We start from the raw sequence: 15799 nt of genomic DNA, 5'->3' as shown, positions 1-15799 counted from the left end.
GTGGTTAACGCTCATGCCGAGGATGGCTGGGAGTTCTATCGATCGACACTATCGGCGTTTCCGTCAAGCCTGGTTGTTTCGATGCGTTATTGGGGAAGAAAAATGGAGCCTGACCGCGGGGGGCGTGTGCCAGTTACACGGCATCCCGCGGATCAGGCGAAACTGCCACGCAAACACAATGTTGATAAATAAACCCGGCCTATTTGCCGGGTACCCGCCACAAGTACCAGCAAGCCACTGTCCGATAAGGTTTCCAGTCAAGCCCGATCTCAATCATCTGCCGGCGAGTAGGCTGCACCTCCAAACCCTTCAACCGCCGATACCCCTCACGCACCCCGAAGTCATCCGCCGGCAGAATATCCGGGCGCTCAAGGCCGTAGATCAGCAGCATCTCCACGGTCCAGCGGCCAACCCCGCGCAGGGTGATCAAGCGCTCGATCAGCGCTTCATCGTCCATCACCCGCGCGGTGTTGTAATCGGGCACCACGCCACTCACCGCCGCTTCGGCGATGCCCTGAATGGTCGCTATCTTGCTTGCCGAAAAACCGCAGCTGCGCAGCGCGTCAAAATCAGTCGCGATGATCTGCTCCGGGCGCGGAAAATTTCCTGGGGGGAATAACGCCAGTAAACGCCCGACGATCGCGTCGCCGGCCCTGGCATGCAGTTGTTGGTAGGCAATCGAGCGCACCAGGGATTCATAGGGATCCCGTGTTGGGTGTGGCTTGTGCAGGCAAGGACCAACGGTGGCGATGTGTCGGCGCCAGTCATCATCGATGCCGGCCAGAAACTCGCTGGCAGCCGACCACGCGTCGGGCAGGGCGCTCATGCTTCTTCGCGCGCCATGCCCGGCAGGCTCAACTGGCTGAGCTGCAGTGCCGCGTTCTCCAGGCGCAGCAGGAATGCCTTGCGCGGCTGGCCGCCGCCGTAGCCAGTCAACGAGCCATCGGCGCCGATCACCCGGTGGCAAGGGACGACGATGGAGACCCGGTTGTGCCCGTTGGCCAGGCCGACGGCGCGGCTGGCGCCGGGCTTGCCGAGATTCGCGGCAATGGCGCCATAGGTACTGGTCTGGCCGTAGGGGATTTTCACCAGCTCGGCCCACACTTGCCTGGAAAATTCGCTGCCTGGCAGATGCAGCGCGACCCTGAATTCGCAGAGCTTGCCCGCAAAGTATTGCGCCAGTTCGTCTTCGATCTGGCGCAAATGGGCGTTATGCCCGGGCGCTATCACGTAGCCATAGCGGTTTTGCAGCGCTTCAAGCTCCCGGGTCAGTGCCGGTCGGTCAAGAAACTCAAGCATCACCAGCCCGCGCCGCTCCGCCATGGCGATCATCGGCCCCAGGGGCGTGGTCAGGCGGGTGAAGAGCAGGGGCTCACTGTCGGCTGCTTTGCCTGGGGTGATGTGGAATGACTTTTGAAACGCGTCGCGAAAACCGCTCAGGGATTCATATCCCGAATCGAACGCCGCGTGGTCGATGGACTCACCCTGGCGAATGCCGCCCAGCGCCATGCCCAATCTGCGGGTGCGTAGCCACGCGTGGAAAGTCATGCCGAAATGTTGTTTGAACCAGCGCCGAAGCTTCAACGGCTCGATGCCCTCGGCCAGCAGTTGCGCATCGGACCATTGTCGCTCCGGGGTGGCGTCTACCGCGCCCAGTAGCCTTTGCACCCAGTCCGGGGCAATGGCCGCAGCGTCCAGTGGCTTGCAGCGCAGGCAGGCACGATAGCCCGCCGACAGGCATTCATCGGCATGGGCGAAGAACTCGACATTCTCCGGTTTCGGTTTGCGCGCCGTGCAGCTGGGACGGCAAAAGATGCCGGTGGTCTTGACCGCGGTAAAGAACACCCCCTCGTAGGCGGTGTCACGTTCAAGCATGGCGCGGACCATCTCGTTGCGGGGCGGTAAGGAAGCGTTTTGTAGGTTCATGGCGTGAGCATAGGGGGCGTCGCGCCGGGGCTCCACCGGTAAATCGACAAAGAATTCGCCCGGAGCGTCAGGAGTGCTCCCGGCGGCAGGTGCGTGCGCCTGCCCAGGGGTGTTTTGTTCAATACTCGGGGCTGGCAATTTCTTAGTCTGGGGGCCAATTCAACCGAGTGAAGAGGTTTGCGATGAGTTTGATTGTTTCCATGGCCGCGTTTGCGCTGGTGGCTTCGATCACCCCCGGGCCGGTGAATATTGTGGCCTTGAGTTCCGGCGCGCAGTTTGGCCTGCGCGCCAGCCAACGGCATGTTCTGGGCGCCACGCTGGGTTTCGTGGTGTTACTGGTGTTGATGGGGCTGGGGTTGCATGAAGTGTTGCAGCGCTGGCCGGCGCTGACGCAGGTGGTGCGACTGGCGGGTGTGGCATTCCTGCTGTTCATTGCCTGGAAACTGGCGGCCGACGATGGCCAGGTCGATGCTGCGAGGTCGACCCGCGCGCCCTCGATGCTGTATGGCGCGATCATGCAGTGGCTCAACCCGAAAGCCTGGCTGGCCTGCGTGGCGGGCATGGGCGCGTTTGTCGCTGACGGTGAGGCACGGCTGGTCTGGCAATTTGCGGCGGTGTACCTGGTGATCTGTTATCTGTCGGTTGGGTGCTGGGCCTACGCCGGGACTTTTTTGCGCGGGTATCTGAACAACCCTCGGGGGATGCGCCTGTTCAATCGGGCGATGGCGGCCTTGCTGGTGATGAGTGCGGGTTATCTGCTGTTGCCTTGATATTGGCCGGGCGTAGCGGCGAGGTGGTGTTTGAACGCACGCTGAAAATGCGCCTGATCGGAAAATCCCGCTTCAAGCGCCACATCGGCAATCAACTTGCCGCTGCGCAGACGGTCCTGGGCAAACTGGATGCGGCGATTGATCAGGAAGGCGTGGGGCGTCATCCCATAATGTTGTTTGAACGCGCGGATCAGATACGACGGCGATAACTGGGCAGCCGCGCATATGTCTTCAAGCTTGAGCAACCGAGTGCAGTGGTCGCGAATGAAATCCGCTGCACGTTCCAGCTTGAAGTTGGGCTCGCGCAGCGCTTGCCCGGCCGGGTTCAGCCGCAGCTGCAGGTCGCTGAAAAACTCCACCAGGACGCTGTGTTTGTGCAGGTGGTCCTGCTGCGGATCGATCAGCGCTTCATACACCCCGACCAGTCCCTCAAACAGGCTGGCATCGCGCACGTGCGTAAGGGAAAAGCGGCGAAACGCCAGGTCGGGGCTGAAGCCCAGTTGGTGCTGCAGATCGGTAAGCCAGGCCGTGTCGACATAAAACATCAGGTACGACCAGGGCTCATCGTCGATGGGATTGCAGGCGTGCACGTCGCCAGGGTTCATCAGCACGACGGTGCCGGCGCTGACTTGCGACTGCGCTTGATCGTGGAGATAGGTACTGCGTCCAGCCGTGATCGCACCGATGGAAAAATGCGCGTGGGAATGGCGCGTGTAACACACCTCGCGACCGTCGGCGATGGAACGCGCTTCGATAAAGGGCAGGGCATCATCGCGCCAGAATAGCGGACGCTGATCTTCATTCCTGGCAACCGCGCGCTTCATGTTCGAATCCTTGGCAGGTGAGTCGTTGAGTGTAATGGCTCCGGCGGCCAAAGGCTCGGTCTGGCGAATATGTCTGGCATAGTCATTCGGACAACTTTTGGAGTCAAATCGACCTCAGTAAACGATTGTCATTATGACTTGATGCGCTCCATCTCATTGATTTTAAAGGCGCAGGAAGCTGGCACGAGACTTGATATCTCTCTCGTACCCGAACAACGTCAGGAGTACCGGAAAATGTTCAGCTTCTTCAGCCATCCCCAGAATGTCCTGCTCCTGTCCAGCCGCATCCTCGGAGCCGGCCTGGCCCTGCTCGTGGCCGGCATCTACGGCGCCTATTTGTACGGAGGACATTTGCCTATCCCCCTTTGGTGTCGTTTCACGCCATGACCATCATCGGGCCCACCCTGCTGAAGATAGGCTACGTGATGCGCCTGTTAGCCCAGCATCATTTGAGGCAGCGCCTCACAGGGGTAAGCGCTTGATGCGCACCCCTGGCTCGGGCCATTGCACACTGGCTGGCTACTCTAATGGCATGACCGGTGGTCGATGAACCGGTCTCGCCCGCTATTTTGCGCTTAGCTGTAGGGATAACTCCAGGCGTGCGTGGGCATTGATCGGCCACAGCGACGCTCCTTCAGAACACCGTGAGTCTGAGGAAACCCGCAATGCTGACGCTTAACATCAATGGCAAGGACCAGGCTCTGGATGTCCCTGCGGACATGCCTCTACTGTGGGTGCTGCGCGATGTCGCGCACCTGACTGGAACCAAATTTGGCTGTGGCATGGCGCAATGCGGGGCCTGCACCGTGCACGTCGACGGCGCGCCGCTGCGATCCTGCATCACGCCCGCTACAGCCGTGGCCCATGGGCAGAAGATCCTCACGATTGAAGGCCTGTCCGCCGATGGATCTCATCCGGTGCAGCAAGCCTGGGCCGAACTCGACGTGGTCCAGTGCGGCTACTGCCAGTCCGGACAGATAATGTCTGCCGCAGCCTTGCTGGCAAAAATCCCCAAGCCCACCGACAGCGATATCGACCAGGCGCTGTCCGGCAATATTTGCCGTTGCGGCACCTATCCGCGTATCCGCGCGGCAGTCAAACGCGCAGCCGACATCGGTTGATTTGCGGGGAGGGCAGGTCATGAACAGCAGTCATCCACTGTCGCGTCGGGGGTTTCTCAAGGGCAGTGCCGTGCTTGGCGGCGGGCTGGTGGTGACCTTTGTCATCCCCGGTGCTCACCGCTTCGCCCAAGGCGCGGAGAATCAGGGCAATGTATTCGCACCGAATGCGTTCTTGCGAATCGGCAACGACAACAGCGTCACCGTGCTGCTCGGGCACTCGGAAATGGGCCAGGGTATCTGGACCGGCCTGACCATGCTGATTGCCGAGGAGCTGGACGCCGACTGGTCGAAAATCCTCGTCGAACATTCCCCGGCGTCGGCCGCCGATTATGGTCTGGCCGGCTTCGGCGGGATGCAGATCACCGGCGGCTCGACCTCCACCTGGATGGAGTTCGATCGCTACCGCCAGGCGGGTGCGGCGGCGCGCTTGATGCTGATCGACGCGGCGGCCAAGCGCTTCAAAGTCGCGCCCTCGACGATCCGTACCGAATCGGGGGTGGTCATCGCCGCAGATAATCGGGTCACCTACGGTGAACTGGCCGATGAAGCCGGCCAGTTGCCGGTGCCGGACCCGGCCTCGATCAAGCTCAAGGAGCCCAAGGACTGGAAGCTGATCGGCAAACCCACCAAGCGCCTGGACACGCTGGAGAAAATTACCGGCAGGGCCAGGTTCGGCATGGATGTGCAGTTCGAAGGGTTGATGACCGCCATGGTTGCTCGCACGCCGGTGTTCGGTGGCCACGTCAAATCTTTTGAAGGCGCCGAGGCGCTGGCGATACCGGGCGTGCACAAAGTGGTGCAGGTGCCCAGCGGAGTGGCGGTGATCGCCGATCACTATTGGGCGGCGAAGCTGGGACGCGATGCACTCAAGATTGACTGGGACCTGGGGCCGAACACTGGCCTGGACAGCCAGCAATTGCTGGAGAGTTTCCGCAAGCTGGCCGGCACCCCGGGCCTGCCTGCCAGTAAGGCCGGGGATGCCAAGGCCGCCCTGGCCAAGGCGGCGAAAACCATCGATGTCGAATACAGCGTGCCTTACCTGGCCCACGCACCGATGGAACCGCTCAATTGCACGGTGAAAATCACCCAGGACAAGTGCGAGATCTGGACGGGCACCCAGTTTCAGACGCTGGACCAGATGATCGCCGGGAAAATTACCGGGTTGAAGCCCGAGCAGGTGGAGATTCATACCGAGTTCCTTGGGGGTGGCTTTGGCCGCCGCGCCAATCCGACTTCGGATTTTGTTGCCGAAGCGGTGCAGGTGGCCAAGGCCGCAGGCGCGCCGGTGAAGACGGTGTGGTCCCGCGAAGACGACATCCGTGGCGGCTATTACCGCTCGGCATTCCTGCATCAGGCGCGCATTGGCCTGGATGCGGGTGGGTTGCCCATCGCCTGGCAGCATGTACTGGTCGGGCAGTCGATCATGGCCGGCACCATGCTTGAGGCAACGATGGTCAAGGATGGCATCGACAAGACCTCTGTCGAGGGCGTGGCGGACAGTCCCTATCTGCAGCACCTGGCCAACCATCAGGTCGAACTGCATTCGCCGAGCACGGGCATCAATGTGCTGTGGCTGCGTTCGGTGGGGCATACCCATACCGGATTTGTCATGGAATCACTGATCGACGAACTGGCCGAGGCGGCGGGCCAGGATCCGGTGGAGTACCGACGAACCCTGCTCAAGGACCATCCGCGGCATCTCGGCGTGCTGAACCTGGCAGTGGAAAAGGCCAACTGGAAGGCAACGTTGCCGGATGGCCATGCGTTGGGCGTGGCGGTACACGAGTCATTCGGCAGTTACGTCGCCCAGGTGGCCGAAGTGTCCCAGGACAACCTGGCGATTCGCGTGCATCGGGTGGTGTGCGCGGTGGACTGCGGCATTGCGGTCAACCCGCAGAGCATCGCGGCGCAGATGGAGTCGTGCATTACCTTCGGCCTGGGGTTTGCCCTGCACAGCAAACTGACCTTCAAGAACGGCAAGGTGGAGCAGTCCAATTACCACGACTATCAAGTGCTGCGCCTCAATGAGATGCCGGTGGTTGAAGTGCATATCGTGCCCAGTTCCGAGAAGCCCGGGGGTATCGGCGAAGCGGGTGTGCCGCCGACGGCACCGGCAGTGGCGAACGCCGTATTCGCCTTGACCGGGCAACGCCTGCGGGAACTGCCGCTGCAACTGTCGGGGGTGTGAGATGAAACGACATCTGATGCTGGGCGCGGTGATGCTTCTTGGCCTGGTGGCTTACACCGAGGACCTGTTCGCGGACGACAGTGAAGCGCTCAAGGCCTTCGATACCGTGCAGAAAGTCTTCCAGAGCCCGCGTTGCCAGAATTGCCATATTCCGGGGGATTCGCCGCTGCAATTCGATGCCGGCACGCCCCATGCGATGAATGTCGTGCGCGGCCTGGACGGCAAAGGTGCAGCAGGTCTGCCTTGTGCCACCTGTCACGCCGAGGCCAATCCGCCGGCCAGTTACGGCCCCAATGCGCCACCCGGTGCGCCCCACTGGAGCCTGCCGCCGGCCGCCCACAAGATGGCCTGGATCGGCCTGCCGGCCGATCAGCTATGCGCAATGATCAAGGATCGCAAGGCCAACGGCGACCGTGATTTCGCCGCGCTGATCAAGCATGTCAGCGACGACAAACTGGTGCTCTGGGGCTGGAACCCGGGAGCTGGCCGGGCGCCTGTGCCGGTACCACACGATATTTTTGTCGCCCAGTTCAAGCTGTGGGCGCAGGCGGGAGGGCCATGCCCGGTCCGGGGCATCTGACTCGGAACTGAACTCAAAAAAAACCCGCCGGAGTCGGCGGGTTTTTATCGGCTAACCGAAGATTACTCTTCCAGGCTGCCCATCGCAGTGGTGTTGAAACCACCGTCTACGTACATGATTTCGCCGCTGATGCCGGACGCCAGGTCCGAGCACAGGAAGGCGCCGGCGTTGCCGACTTCGTCGATGGTGACGTTACGACGCAGCGGGGTTTGCGCTTCGTTGGCGGCCAGCATCTTGCGGAAGTTCTTGATGCCGGAAGCGGCCAGGGTGCGGATCGGACCGGCCGATACGCAGTTGACGCGGGTGCCGTCCGGGCCCAGGGAGCCGGCCAGGTAACGTACGCCAGCTTCCAGGGAAGCCTTGGCCATGCCCATCACGTTGTAGTTAGGCATGGTGCGCTCGGCGCCCAGGTACGACAGGGTCAGCAGGCTGCCGTTGCGGCCCTTCATCATTTCGCGACCGGCCTTGGCCAGGGCTACGAAGCTGTAGGCGCTGATGTCGTGGGCAATACGGAAACCTTCACGGGTGGTGGCTTCGGTGAAGTCGCCGTCCAGTTGGTCGCCGGGAGCGAAACCTACGGAGTGCACGATGCAGTCCAGGCCGTCCCACTTCTTGCCCAGCTCAACGAAGACCTTGGCGATTTCTTCATCGCTGGCCACGTCGCACGGGAAGCACAGGTCCGGGTTGGAACCCCAGCTTTGTGCGAACTCTTCGACACGACCTTTGAGTTTGTCGTTCTGATAAGTGAAGGCAAGCTCAGCGCCCTCGCGATGCATGGCGGCAGCGATGCCGGATGCGATGGACAGCTTGCTGGCGACACCGACGATCAGTACGCGCTTACCGGCGAGAAAACCCATGTGTTGCTCCTCTTTCAGGTTATTGCGCAGTGGCTGGAGCCAGGAAAGCGGCTTCCAGCAACTGCTGTGTATACGGATGTTGGGGGGCGGCAAAGATACTTTGCGCGTCTCCCTGTTCGACCACTTGGCCCTGCTTGACCACCATCAGCTGGTGGCTCAGCGCCTTGACGACAGCCAGGTCATGGCTGATAAACAAATACGTCAGGTTGTACTTGGTTTGCAGTGAACGCAAAAGCTCCACCACCTGGCGTTGTACGGTCCGGTCGAGGGCCGAAGTCGGCTCGTCCAGCAGGATCAACGCCGGTTTGAGCACCAATGCCCGGGCAATGGCAATTCTCTGCCGTTGCCCCCCGGAAAATTCGTGGGGGTAGCGGTGCCGGGTGTCCGGATCCAGGCCTACCTCCTTCAATGCCGCAATAATCGCTTGTTCCTGTTCCGCCTCGCTACCCATCTTGTGGATCCGCAGGCCTTCGCCGACGATCTGGCTCACGCACATTCGTGGGCTGAGGCTGCCAAAGGGGTCCTGGAACACCACCTGCATCTCCCGCCGCAGCGGCCTGACCTGTTGCTGCGTCAGGCAGTCTAGCTGGTTGCCTTCAAAACGGATGCCGCCTTTGCTGCCGATCAGCCGCAAAATCGCCAGGCCGAGGGTCGATTTACCGGAGCCGCTTTCTCCCACAATGCCCAGTGTCTGGCCCTGGGGCAGGCTGAAGTTGATGCCGTCGACCGCCTTGATGTGGTCGACGGTCTTTTTCAGCAAGCCTTTCTTGATCGGAAACCACACTTTCAGGTCCTCGACCTGCAGCAGCGGCGGCCCGATTGCATTGGTGGCCGGCATCCCGCTGGGCTCCGCTGCCAGCAGTTCCCGCGTGTACGGATGCTGCGGCGCGCGGAACAATTCTTCGCACGATGCCTGTTCGACGATGCAACCGCGCTGCATGACACATACTCGGTGCGCAATTCTTCGCACCAGGTTCAAATCGTGACTGATCAGTAGCAGCGCCATGCCCAGGCGGGCCTGCAATTGCTTGAGCAATTCAAGGATTTTCAACTGCACTGTGACGTCCAGCGCGGTGGTCGGTTCGTCGGCAATCAGCAGTTCCGGCTCGTTGGCCAGGGCCATGGCGATCATCACGCGCTGGCGCTGGCCGCCGGACAATTCATGGGGCAGGGCCTTGAGGCGCTTGTGCGGCTCGGGGATGCCGACCATCTCCAACAATTCCAGGGTGCGTTGGGTGGCGATCTTGCCGACCAGCCCTTTATGGATGCCCAGCACTTCGTTGATCTGCTTTTCGATGGAATGCAGAGGGTTGAGCGAGGTCATCGGCTCCTGGAAGATCATCGCAATCCGGTTGCCGCGGATATGCCGGATGGTCTTTTCCTTCAGGCTCAGCAGGTCCTGGCCCGAGTATTCGATGGTCCCCGACGGGTGTCGGGCGAGCGGGTAGGGCAGCAGCCGCAGGATCGAGTGGGCGGTGACCGATTTGCCCGAGCCGCTTTCGCCCACCAGGGCCAAAGTCTCGCCGCGCTTGATGTCGAAGCTGACACCCTCGACCACCCGTTGCACGCGCTCACCGACGACAAACTCCACCGCCAGGTCGCGCACTTCGATCAGATTGTCCTGATTCATTTTCACTTCCTCGGGTCGAAGGCATCGCGAGCGGACTCGCCGATGAACACCAGTAAACTCAACATCAACGCCAGTACCGCGAAGGCGCTCATGCCTAGCCAGGGCGCCTGCAGGTTGGATTTGCCCTGGGCCACCAGTTCACCCAGGGACGGCGCACCAGGCGGCAGGCCGAAACCCAGGAAGTCGAGGGCGGTGAGGGTGCCGATGGCGCCGGTCAGGATGAACGGCATGAAAGTCATGGTCGAGACCATGGCGTTGGGCAGGATATGGCGGAACATGATCGCACCATTCTGCATCCCCAGCGCCCGCGCCGCGCGCACGTACTCGAGGTTGCGCCCGCGCAGGAACTCGGCGCGCACCACGTCCACCAGGCTCATCCAGGAGAACAGCAGCATGATCCCCAGCAGCCACCAGAAGTTCGGCTGCACGAAGCTGGCGAGGATGATCAGCAGGTACAGCACCGGCAGCCCGGACCAGATTTCCAGGAAGCGCTGCCCGGCCAGATCCACCCAGCCGCCATAAAAGCCCTGCAAGGCCCCGGCAATCACACCGATGATCGAGCTGAGGATGGTCAGGGTCAGGGCGAACAGCACGGAAATGCGGAAGCCATAGATCACCCGGGCCAGCACGTCGCGGCCCTGGTCATCGGTGCCCAGCAGGTTGTCCGCTGACGGTGGCGCCGGTGCCGGGACCTTCAGGTCATAGTTGATGCTTTGATAGCTGTAGGGAATCGGCGCCCACAGCACCCAGGCATCCTTGGCCTTGAGCAGTTCGCGGATATACGGGCTCTTGTAGTTGGCTTCCAGCGGGAACTCGCCGCCGAAGGTGGTTTCCGGGTAGCGCTTGAGCGCCGGGAAATACCAGCCGTCGTCGTAATGCACCACCAGCGGTTTGTCGTTGGCGATCAATTCGGCGCCCAGGCTCAGGCCGAACAGCACCAGAAACAGCCACAGCGACCACCAGCCGCGCTTGTTGGCCTTGAACAGTTCAAATCGCCGACGATTGAGTGGGGACAGGTTCATCTCAATGCTCCCGGCTTTCGAAGTCGATACGCGGATCGACAAAGGTGTAGGTGAGGTCGCCGATCAACTTCACCACCAGTCCCAGCAGGGTGAAGATGAACAACGTGCCGAACACCACCGGATAATCGCGGTTGATGGCCGCCTCGAAGCTCATCAGGCCAAGGCCGTCGAGGGAAAAGATCACTTCCACCAGCAACGAGCCGGTGAAGAAGATTCCGATGAAAGCCGACGGGAAGCCGGCGATCACCAGCAGCATGGCGTTACGGAACACGTGTCCGTAGAGCACGCGGTGGTTGGTCAGGCCCTTGGCCTTGGCGGTCACCACATACTGTTTGTTGATTTCGTCGAGGAAACTGTTCTTGGTCAGCAGGGTCATGGTCGCGAAGTTGCCGATCACCAGCGCCGTCACCGGCAGGGCCAGGTGCCAGAAATAATCGAGGATCTTGCCGCCAGTAGTGAGCTCATCAAAGTTGTTGGAAGTCAGGCCTCTGAGCGGAAACCAGTCAAGGTAACTGCCGCCGGCAAACAGCACGATCAGCAGGATCGCGAACAGGAAGGCCGGGATCGCATAACCGACGATGATCAGCGAACTGGTCCAGACGTCGAAATGGCTGCCGTGCCGCGTAGCCTTGGCGATCCCCAGCGGGATCGACACCAGGTACATGATCAGGGTGCTCCACAGCCCAAGGGAGATAGAGACCGGCATCTTTTCCTTGATCAGGTCGATGACCTTGGCGTCGCGGAAGAAACTGTCGCCGAAATCCAGCTTCGCGTAGTTCTTGATCATGATCCACAAGCGTTCCGGCGCCGATTTGTCGAAGCCGTACATGTGCTCGATTTCCTTGACCAGCGCCGGGTCCAGGCCTTGGGCGCCACGATAGGCGGAGCCGGCCACCGAGACCTCGGCGCCGCCGCCGGCAATGCGGCTGGTGGCGCCTTCGAAGCCTTCGAGCTTGGCGATCATCTGCTCTACCGGTCCACCGGGGGCGGCCTGGATGATCACGAAGTTGATCAGCAGAATGCCCAGCAAGGTCGGGATGATCAGCAGCAGTCGTCGAAAAATGTACGCCAGCATCTGATTACTCCGTGCCCGCAGCGTCGGTTTGCAGTTTGGTTTCGACCTCTATCGCCGGTTTGGCATCCGGCTTGATCCACCAGGTGTTGATGCCGATATCGTAGGTCGGTGAGATTTTCGGATGGCCGATGTGGTTCCAGTAAGCCACGCGCCAGGTCTTGATGTGCCAGTTGGGGATCACGTAATACCCCCATTGCAGCACGCGGTCCAGCGCCCGGGCGTGGGCCACCAGGCTTTTGCGCGAATCGGCGTTGATCAGTTGCTCGACCAGCTGGTCGACCACCGGGTCCTTGAGGCCCATGGAGTTGCGGCTGCCGGGCTTGTCGGCGGCGGCCGACATCCAGAACTCCCGTTGTTCATTGCCTGGCGAGTTGGACTGCGGGAAGCCGCCGACGATCATGTCGAAGTCCCGAGAGCGCACCCGGTTGATGTACTGGGAGACGTCGACCCGACGGATCACCAGGTCGATCCCCAGATCGCTGAGGTTGCGCTTGAACGGCAGCAGCACCCGCTCGAATTCAGTCTGGGCCAGCAGGAACTCGATGGTCACCGGTTTGCCGGTGGCATCGACCATCTTGTCGTCGACGATGCGCCAGCCGGCCTCCTGCAGCAGTTGATAGGCCTGACGCTGCTGGTTACGAATCATGCCGCTGGCATCGGTGCGCGGGTTCTGGAACGCCTCGCTGAACACCTGCTCGGGAATTTTTCCGCGAAAGGGGTCGAGGATTGCCAGCTGGTCGGCATCCGGCAGGCCCGTGGCAGCCATTTCCGAGTTTTCGAAGTAACTGCGGGTGCGCACATAGGCGCCGTTGAACAGTTGCTTGTTGGTCCATTCAAAGTCCAGCAGCAGGCTCAGGGCGTGGCGCACGCGCACATCCTGGAACACCGGGCGCCGCAGGTTGAACACAAAGCCCTGCATGCCGGTCGGGTTGCCGTTGGGGATCTGTTCCTTGATCAGGCGGCCTTCGGTGACTGCTGGAATGTTGTAGGCGTTGGCCCAGTTTTTTGCGGTCATCTCCAGCCAGTAGTCGAACTGGCCGGCTTTCAAGGCTTCCAGCGCGACGGTGTTGTCGCGGTAGTAGTCGGTGGTCATCACGTCGAAGTTATAGAAGCCGCGGTTGACCGGCAGGTCCTTGCCCCAGTAGTCCTTGACTCGCTCGTAGCGCACTGAACGCCCGGCCTTTACTTCGCTGACCCGGTAGGGCCCGCTGCCCAGGGGGATTTCCAGGTTGCCCTTGTTGAAGTCGCGGTTGGCCCACCAGTGTTTGGGCAACACCGGCAGCTGGCCAAGAATCAGCGGCAGCTCGCGGTTGTTGCTGTGCTTGAACTTGAACAGCACGGTCAGCGGGTCTTCGGCGATCACTTCGGCCACGTCGCTGTAATAGCCACGATAGAGCGGGGCGCCTTCCTTGGTGAGCATGTCGAAGCTGAAGATCACGTCCTCGGCATGGATGGGGTGACCGTCGTGGAACCGGGCTTGCGGGCGCAAATAGAAACGCACCCAGCTGTTGTCGGGGGCTTTCTCGATCTTCCCGGCGACCAGGCCGTACTCGGTGAACGGTTCGTCCAGGCCTTGTCTGGCCAGGGTGTCGTAGATCATGCCGACATCGTCGGCGGGCACGCCTTTGCTGATAAACGGATTAAGGCTGTCGAAGCCGCCGAAGCCTGCCTGGCGGAAGGTCCCGCCCTTGGGCGCGTCAGGGTTCACGTAATCGAAATGCTTGAAGTCGGCCGGGTATTTGGGCGGTTCGTTGTACAGGGTCAGCGCGTGTTGCGGAGCGGCGCAGGCCAGCCCGGCAAACATCAGGCCGCTGACCTGCAACAGCAGGGCACGTACAGGTGTCATCGATCCTTCTCCGAAGATTTCAGCCACCACGCGCTCAAGCCCAGGGTGTAGGGCGGCGTGGTGACAAAGGCAAACCGGTTGCGGTAGGCCAGGCGGTGATAATTGAGGTACCAGTTGGGAATGATGTAGTGCTGCCACAGCAGTACGCGATCCAGTGCCTTGCCGGCGGCGACCTGCTCGTCACGGGTCCTGGCGGCGAGCAGCTGGTCGAGCAGGTGGTCGACCACGGGGTTGGCGATACCTGCGTAATTCTTGCTGCCCTTGACCGTCACCTGGCTGGAGTGGAAATACTGCCATTGTTCCAGGCCGGGGCTGAGCGTCTGGTTGAGGGTCATCAGGATCATGTCGAAGTCGAATTGGTCGAGACGTTGCTTGTACTGGGCGCGATCGACCGTTCGCAACCGGGCATCGACGCCGATGCTCGCGAGGTTCTCGACGTAGGGCTGGAGAATGCGTTCCAGGTTGGGGTTGACCAGCAGGATCTCCAGGCGCAGCGGCTGGCCGGCGGCATTTTGCAGGCGCTGGCCGTTCAGCTTCCAGCCGGCTTCGGCGAGCAGGCCCAGGGCGTTGCGCAGTGTCTGCCGGGGGATGCCGCGACCATCGGTCTGGGGCAGGCTGAACGGTTCTGTGAAGAGCCTGGCCGGCAGCTGATCACGGTAGGGCTTGAGCATCAGCCATTCGTGGCCGACAGGCAGCCCGGTGGCGGAGAACTCGCTGTTGGGGTAGTAGCTCATGGCGCGTTTGTAGGCGCCGCTGAACAGCGTGCGGTTGGTCCACTCGAAGTCGAACATCAGCCCCAGCGCTTCGCGGACCTTGGGATCGGCAAAGGCGGGGCGCCGGGTGTTCATGAACAGGCCCTGGCTCTGGGTCGGAATCTGGTGCGGGATCAGCGCCTTGATCACCTCACCGCGCCTGACCGCCGGGAAGCGGTAGCCGTTTTCCCAGTTCTTCGCCTGGTGCTCGATGTAGATGTCGAACTCCCCGGCCTTGAACGCTTCGAAGGCGACGTCGCTGTCGCGGTAGAACTCGACCTCCATCCGGTCGACGTTGTACTTGCCGCGGTTGACCGCCAGGTCCTTGCCCCAGTAATCCTTGACCCGCTCGAAGATCAACTGCCGCCCGGGCGTTACCGAGGTAATGCGGTAGGGGCCGCTGCCCAGGGGCGGTTCGAACGTGGTGGCCTTGAAGTCGCGGCCTTTCCAGTAATGCTGGGGCAATACCGGCAACTCGCCCAGGCGCAGGATCAACAACGGGTTGCCGGCGCGCTTGAAGACGAATCGGATACGGTGGGGGTTGAGGATATCGACCCGCAGCACTTCCTGGAGGTTGGTGCGGTATTGCGGATGCCCTTCCTTGAGCAGCAGGCGATAGGAAAACGCGACGTCGTAGGCGGTGATCGGCGCGCCGTCATGAAACCTGGCCTCGGGGCGCAGGTTGAACACGACCCAGCTGCGGTCGTCGCTGTACTCCACCGATTGCGCGATCAGCCCGTAGCTGGAAGTGGGCTCATCGCCAGACGGCGCATATTGGCCGGTGCCCACCATCAGCGGCTCGTTGAGTTCGTTGATGCCGTATTGCAGGAAATTGGGCGTGGAAACCGGGCTCGATCCCTTGAAAGTATAGGGATTGAGCGTATCGAAGGTGCCGAATGCCATCACTCGCAACGTACCGCCCTTGGGCGCTTGCGGGTTGACCCAGTCGAAGTGGGTAAATCTGGCCGGGTACTTGAGGGTGCCGAACTGCGCATAACCATGGCTTTCGCTGATTGTCGCGCTTGCGGGTGAGCTCAAGGCCAGGCTGATCAGGAGCAGGAGGAGGGGACGCTTCAAGTCAGAGATCCGATCCAGGCGGCTTGGGCTTTATGGACCGTACAGTAACAGCTTGTCTGTGCAGGAAAAAGATGGCGTATTTGGAAGGGCGGGCTTGCTCGCGATGGTCGATCACGATAACGCTGGGAATC

The 15799-nt window shown here is 61.4% G+C and carries 15 protein-coding genes and 1 pseudogene; 6 read left to right on the top strand and 10 right to left on the bottom strand.

Annotated features, from left to right (window positions below):
* A partial coding sequence (locus tag HYI44_RS16215; protein WP_225569885.1) for a hypothetical protein occupies positions 1–192 on the top strand: 192 nt, incomplete at its 5' end.
* Between the two features lie 7 nt (positions 193–199).
* Here HYI44_RS16215 and HYI44_RS16210 read toward each other — a convergent pair.
* Entirely contained in the window at positions 200–826 is a 627-nt protein-coding gene (locus HYI44_RS16210; RefSeq protein ID WP_412548494.1) for a DNA-3-methyladenine glycosylase family protein, read from the bottom strand.
* Complete coding sequence (locus tag HYI44_RS16205; RefSeq protein ID WP_225569884.1) at positions 823–1926, bottom strand: bifunctional transcriptional activator/DNA repair enzyme AdaA; 1104 nt, start codon at positions 1924–1926, stop codon at positions 823–825. The genes HYI44_RS16210 and HYI44_RS16205 overlap by 4 nt, the downstream gene beginning before the upstream one ends.
* Positions 1927–2108: 182 nt before the next feature.
* Between HYI44_RS16205 and HYI44_RS16200 the strand changes: the two genes are divergently transcribed.
* On the top strand, positions 2109–2696 hold the full coding sequence (locus tag HYI44_RS16200) for a LysE family translocator (protein WP_225569883.1): 588 nt from the start codon (positions 2109–2111) through the stop codon (positions 2694–2696).
* Here HYI44_RS16200 and HYI44_RS16195 read toward each other — a convergent pair.
* Together HYI44_RS16195 and HYI44_RS16190 are read right to left on the bottom strand one after the other, a co-directional pair.
* Positions 2678–3520 (bottom strand): helix-turn-helix transcriptional regulator, encoded by an 843-nt coding sequence (locus HYI44_RS16195; RefSeq protein ID WP_225569882.1) that lies wholly within the window; start codon positions 3518–3520, stop codon positions 2678–2680. The two genes, HYI44_RS16200 and HYI44_RS16195, sit on opposite strands and share 19 nt — an antisense overlap.
* A gap of 162 nt (positions 3521–3682) precedes the next feature.
* Positions 3683–3871, bottom strand: coding sequence for a hypothetical protein (locus HYI44_RS16190; protein ID WP_225569892.1), 189 nt, complete (start codon positions 3869–3871; stop codon positions 3683–3685).
* Here HYI44_RS16190 and HYI44_RS16185 point away from each other — a divergent pair.
* From HYI44_RS16185 to HYI44_RS16170, 4 genes and pseudogenes are all read left to right on the top strand, one after another.
* Positions 3788–4002: pseudogene (locus HYI44_RS16185) on the top strand (transmembrane sensor/regulator PpyR). The gene HYI44_RS16190 and the pseudogene HYI44_RS16185 sit on opposite strands and share 84 nt — an antisense overlap.
* 183 nt (positions 4003–4185) lie before the next feature.
* Entirely contained in the window at positions 4186–4641 is a 456-nt protein-coding gene (locus tag HYI44_RS16180; RefSeq protein ID WP_045061614.1) for a (2Fe-2S)-binding protein, read from the top strand.
* Positions 4642–4660: 19 nt separating this feature from the next.
* Positions 4661–6829 (top strand): xanthine dehydrogenase family protein molybdopterin-binding subunit, encoded by a 2169-nt coding sequence (locus HYI44_RS16175; RefSeq protein ID WP_225569881.1) that lies wholly within the window; start codon positions 4661–4663, stop codon positions 6827–6829.
* Between the two features lies 1 nt (position 6830).
* Positions 6831–7409 carry a hypothetical protein gene (locus tag HYI44_RS16170; RefSeq protein ID WP_225569880.1) on the top strand — a complete coding sequence of 193 codons (579 nt, stop codon included), beginning with the start codon at positions 6831–6833 and terminating at the stop codon, positions 7407–7409.
* Positions 7410–7471: 62 nt separating this feature from the next.
* On the opposite strand, the gene fabI is transcribed toward HYI44_RS16170, so the two are convergent.
* Genes fabI through HYI44_RS16140 form a run of 6 tightly spaced genes read right to left on the bottom strand, consistent with a single transcriptional unit; the run spans position 7472 to position 15668 of the window.
* Positions 7472–8266 (bottom strand): enoyl-ACP reductase FabI, encoded by a 795-nt coding sequence (fabI, locus tag HYI44_RS16165; RefSeq protein ID WP_008152082.1) that lies wholly within the window; start codon positions 8264–8266, stop codon positions 7472–7474.
* 19 nt (positions 8267–8285) lie between these two features.
* The gene (locus tag HYI44_RS16160; RefSeq protein WP_122839657.1) at positions 8286–9896 is read right to left on the bottom strand and encodes an ABC transporter ATP-binding protein; all 1611 of its coding nucleotides are present in this window, start codon (positions 9894–9896) and stop codon (positions 8286–8288) included.
* A 2-nt stretch (positions 9897–9898) separates the two neighbouring features.
* Positions 9899–10918, bottom strand: coding sequence for an ABC transporter permease (locus HYI44_RS16155; RefSeq protein ID WP_045061610.1), 1020 nt, complete (start codon positions 10916–10918; stop codon positions 9899–9901).
* 1 nt (position 10919) lies between these two features.
* A complete protein-coding gene (locus tag HYI44_RS16150; protein ID WP_045061609.1) occupies positions 10920–11993 on the bottom strand; it encodes a microcin C ABC transporter permease YejB in 1074 nt (357 codons plus the stop codon).
* Between the two features lie 4 nt (positions 11994–11997).
* Positions 11998–13839, bottom strand: coding sequence for an extracellular solute-binding protein (locus HYI44_RS16145; protein ID WP_225569879.1), 1842 nt, complete (start codon positions 13837–13839; stop codon positions 11998–12000).
* Entirely contained in the window at positions 13836–15668 is a 1833-nt protein-coding gene (locus HYI44_RS16140) for an extracellular solute-binding protein (RefSeq protein ID WP_225569878.1), read from the bottom strand. Before HYI44_RS16140 ends, HYI44_RS16145 begins: the two co-directional genes overlap by 4 nt.
* Between the last annotated feature and the right edge of the window lie 131 nt (positions 15669–15799).

Origin of the sequence: Pseudomonas sp. Y24-6 (assembly GCF_020295325.1) — a bacterium.
In the GTDB taxonomy this organism is placed as follows: Bacteria; Pseudomonadota; Gammaproteobacteria; order Pseudomonadales; family Pseudomonadaceae; genus Aquipseudomonas; species Aquipseudomonas gregormendelii.
This window is presented reverse-complemented; position numbering and strand designations above follow the sequence as displayed.

Coding starts and splice junctions, on each gene's coding strand:
- HYI44_RS16150 (WP_045061609.1), bottom strand. CDS start 11,993: ATGCTGGCGTACATTTTTCGACGACTGCTGCTGATCATCCCGACCTTG.
- HYI44_RS16170 (WP_225569880.1), top strand. CDS start 6,831: ATGAAACGACATCTGATGCTGGGCGCGGTGATGCTTCTTGGCCTGGTG.
- HYI44_RS16145 (WP_225569879.1), bottom strand. CDS start 13,839: ATGACACCTGTACGTGCCCTGCTGTTGCAGGTCAGCGGCCTGATGTTT.
- HYI44_RS16205 (WP_225569884.1), bottom strand. CDS start 1,926: ATGAACCTACAAAACGCTTCCTTACCGCCCCGCAACGAGATGGTCCGC.
- HYI44_RS16195 (WP_225569882.1), bottom strand. CDS start 3,520: ATGAAGCGCGCGGTTGCCAGGAATGAAGATCAGCGTCCGCTATTCTGG.
- fabI (WP_008152082.1), bottom strand. CDS start 8,266: ATGGGTTTTCTCGCCGGTAAGCGCGTACTGATCGTCGGTGTCGCCAGC.
- HYI44_RS16175 (WP_225569881.1), top strand. CDS start 4,661: ATGAACAGCAGTCATCCACTGTCGCGTCGGGGGTTTCTCAAGGGCAGT.
- HYI44_RS16180 (WP_045061614.1), top strand. CDS start 4,186: ATGCTGACGCTTAACATCAATGGCAAGGACCAGGCTCTGGATGTCCCT.
- HYI44_RS16190 (WP_225569892.1), bottom strand. CDS start 3,871: ATGTCCTCCGTACAAATAGGCGCCGTAGATGCCGGCCACGAGCAGGGC.
- HYI44_RS16160 (WP_122839657.1), bottom strand. CDS start 9,896: ATGAATCAGGACAATCTGATCGAAGTGCGCGACCTGGCGGTGGAGTTT.
- HYI44_RS16155 (WP_045061610.1), bottom strand. CDS start 10,918: ATGAACCTGTCCCCACTCAATCGTCGGCGATTTGAACTGTTCAAGGCC.
- HYI44_RS16200 (WP_225569883.1), top strand. CDS start 2,109: ATGAGTTTGATTGTTTCCATGGCCGCGTTTGCGCTGGTGGCTTCGATC.
- HYI44_RS16210 (WP_412548494.1), bottom strand. CDS start 826: ATGAGCGCCCTGCCCGACGCGTGGTCGGCTGCCAGCGAGTTTCTGGCC.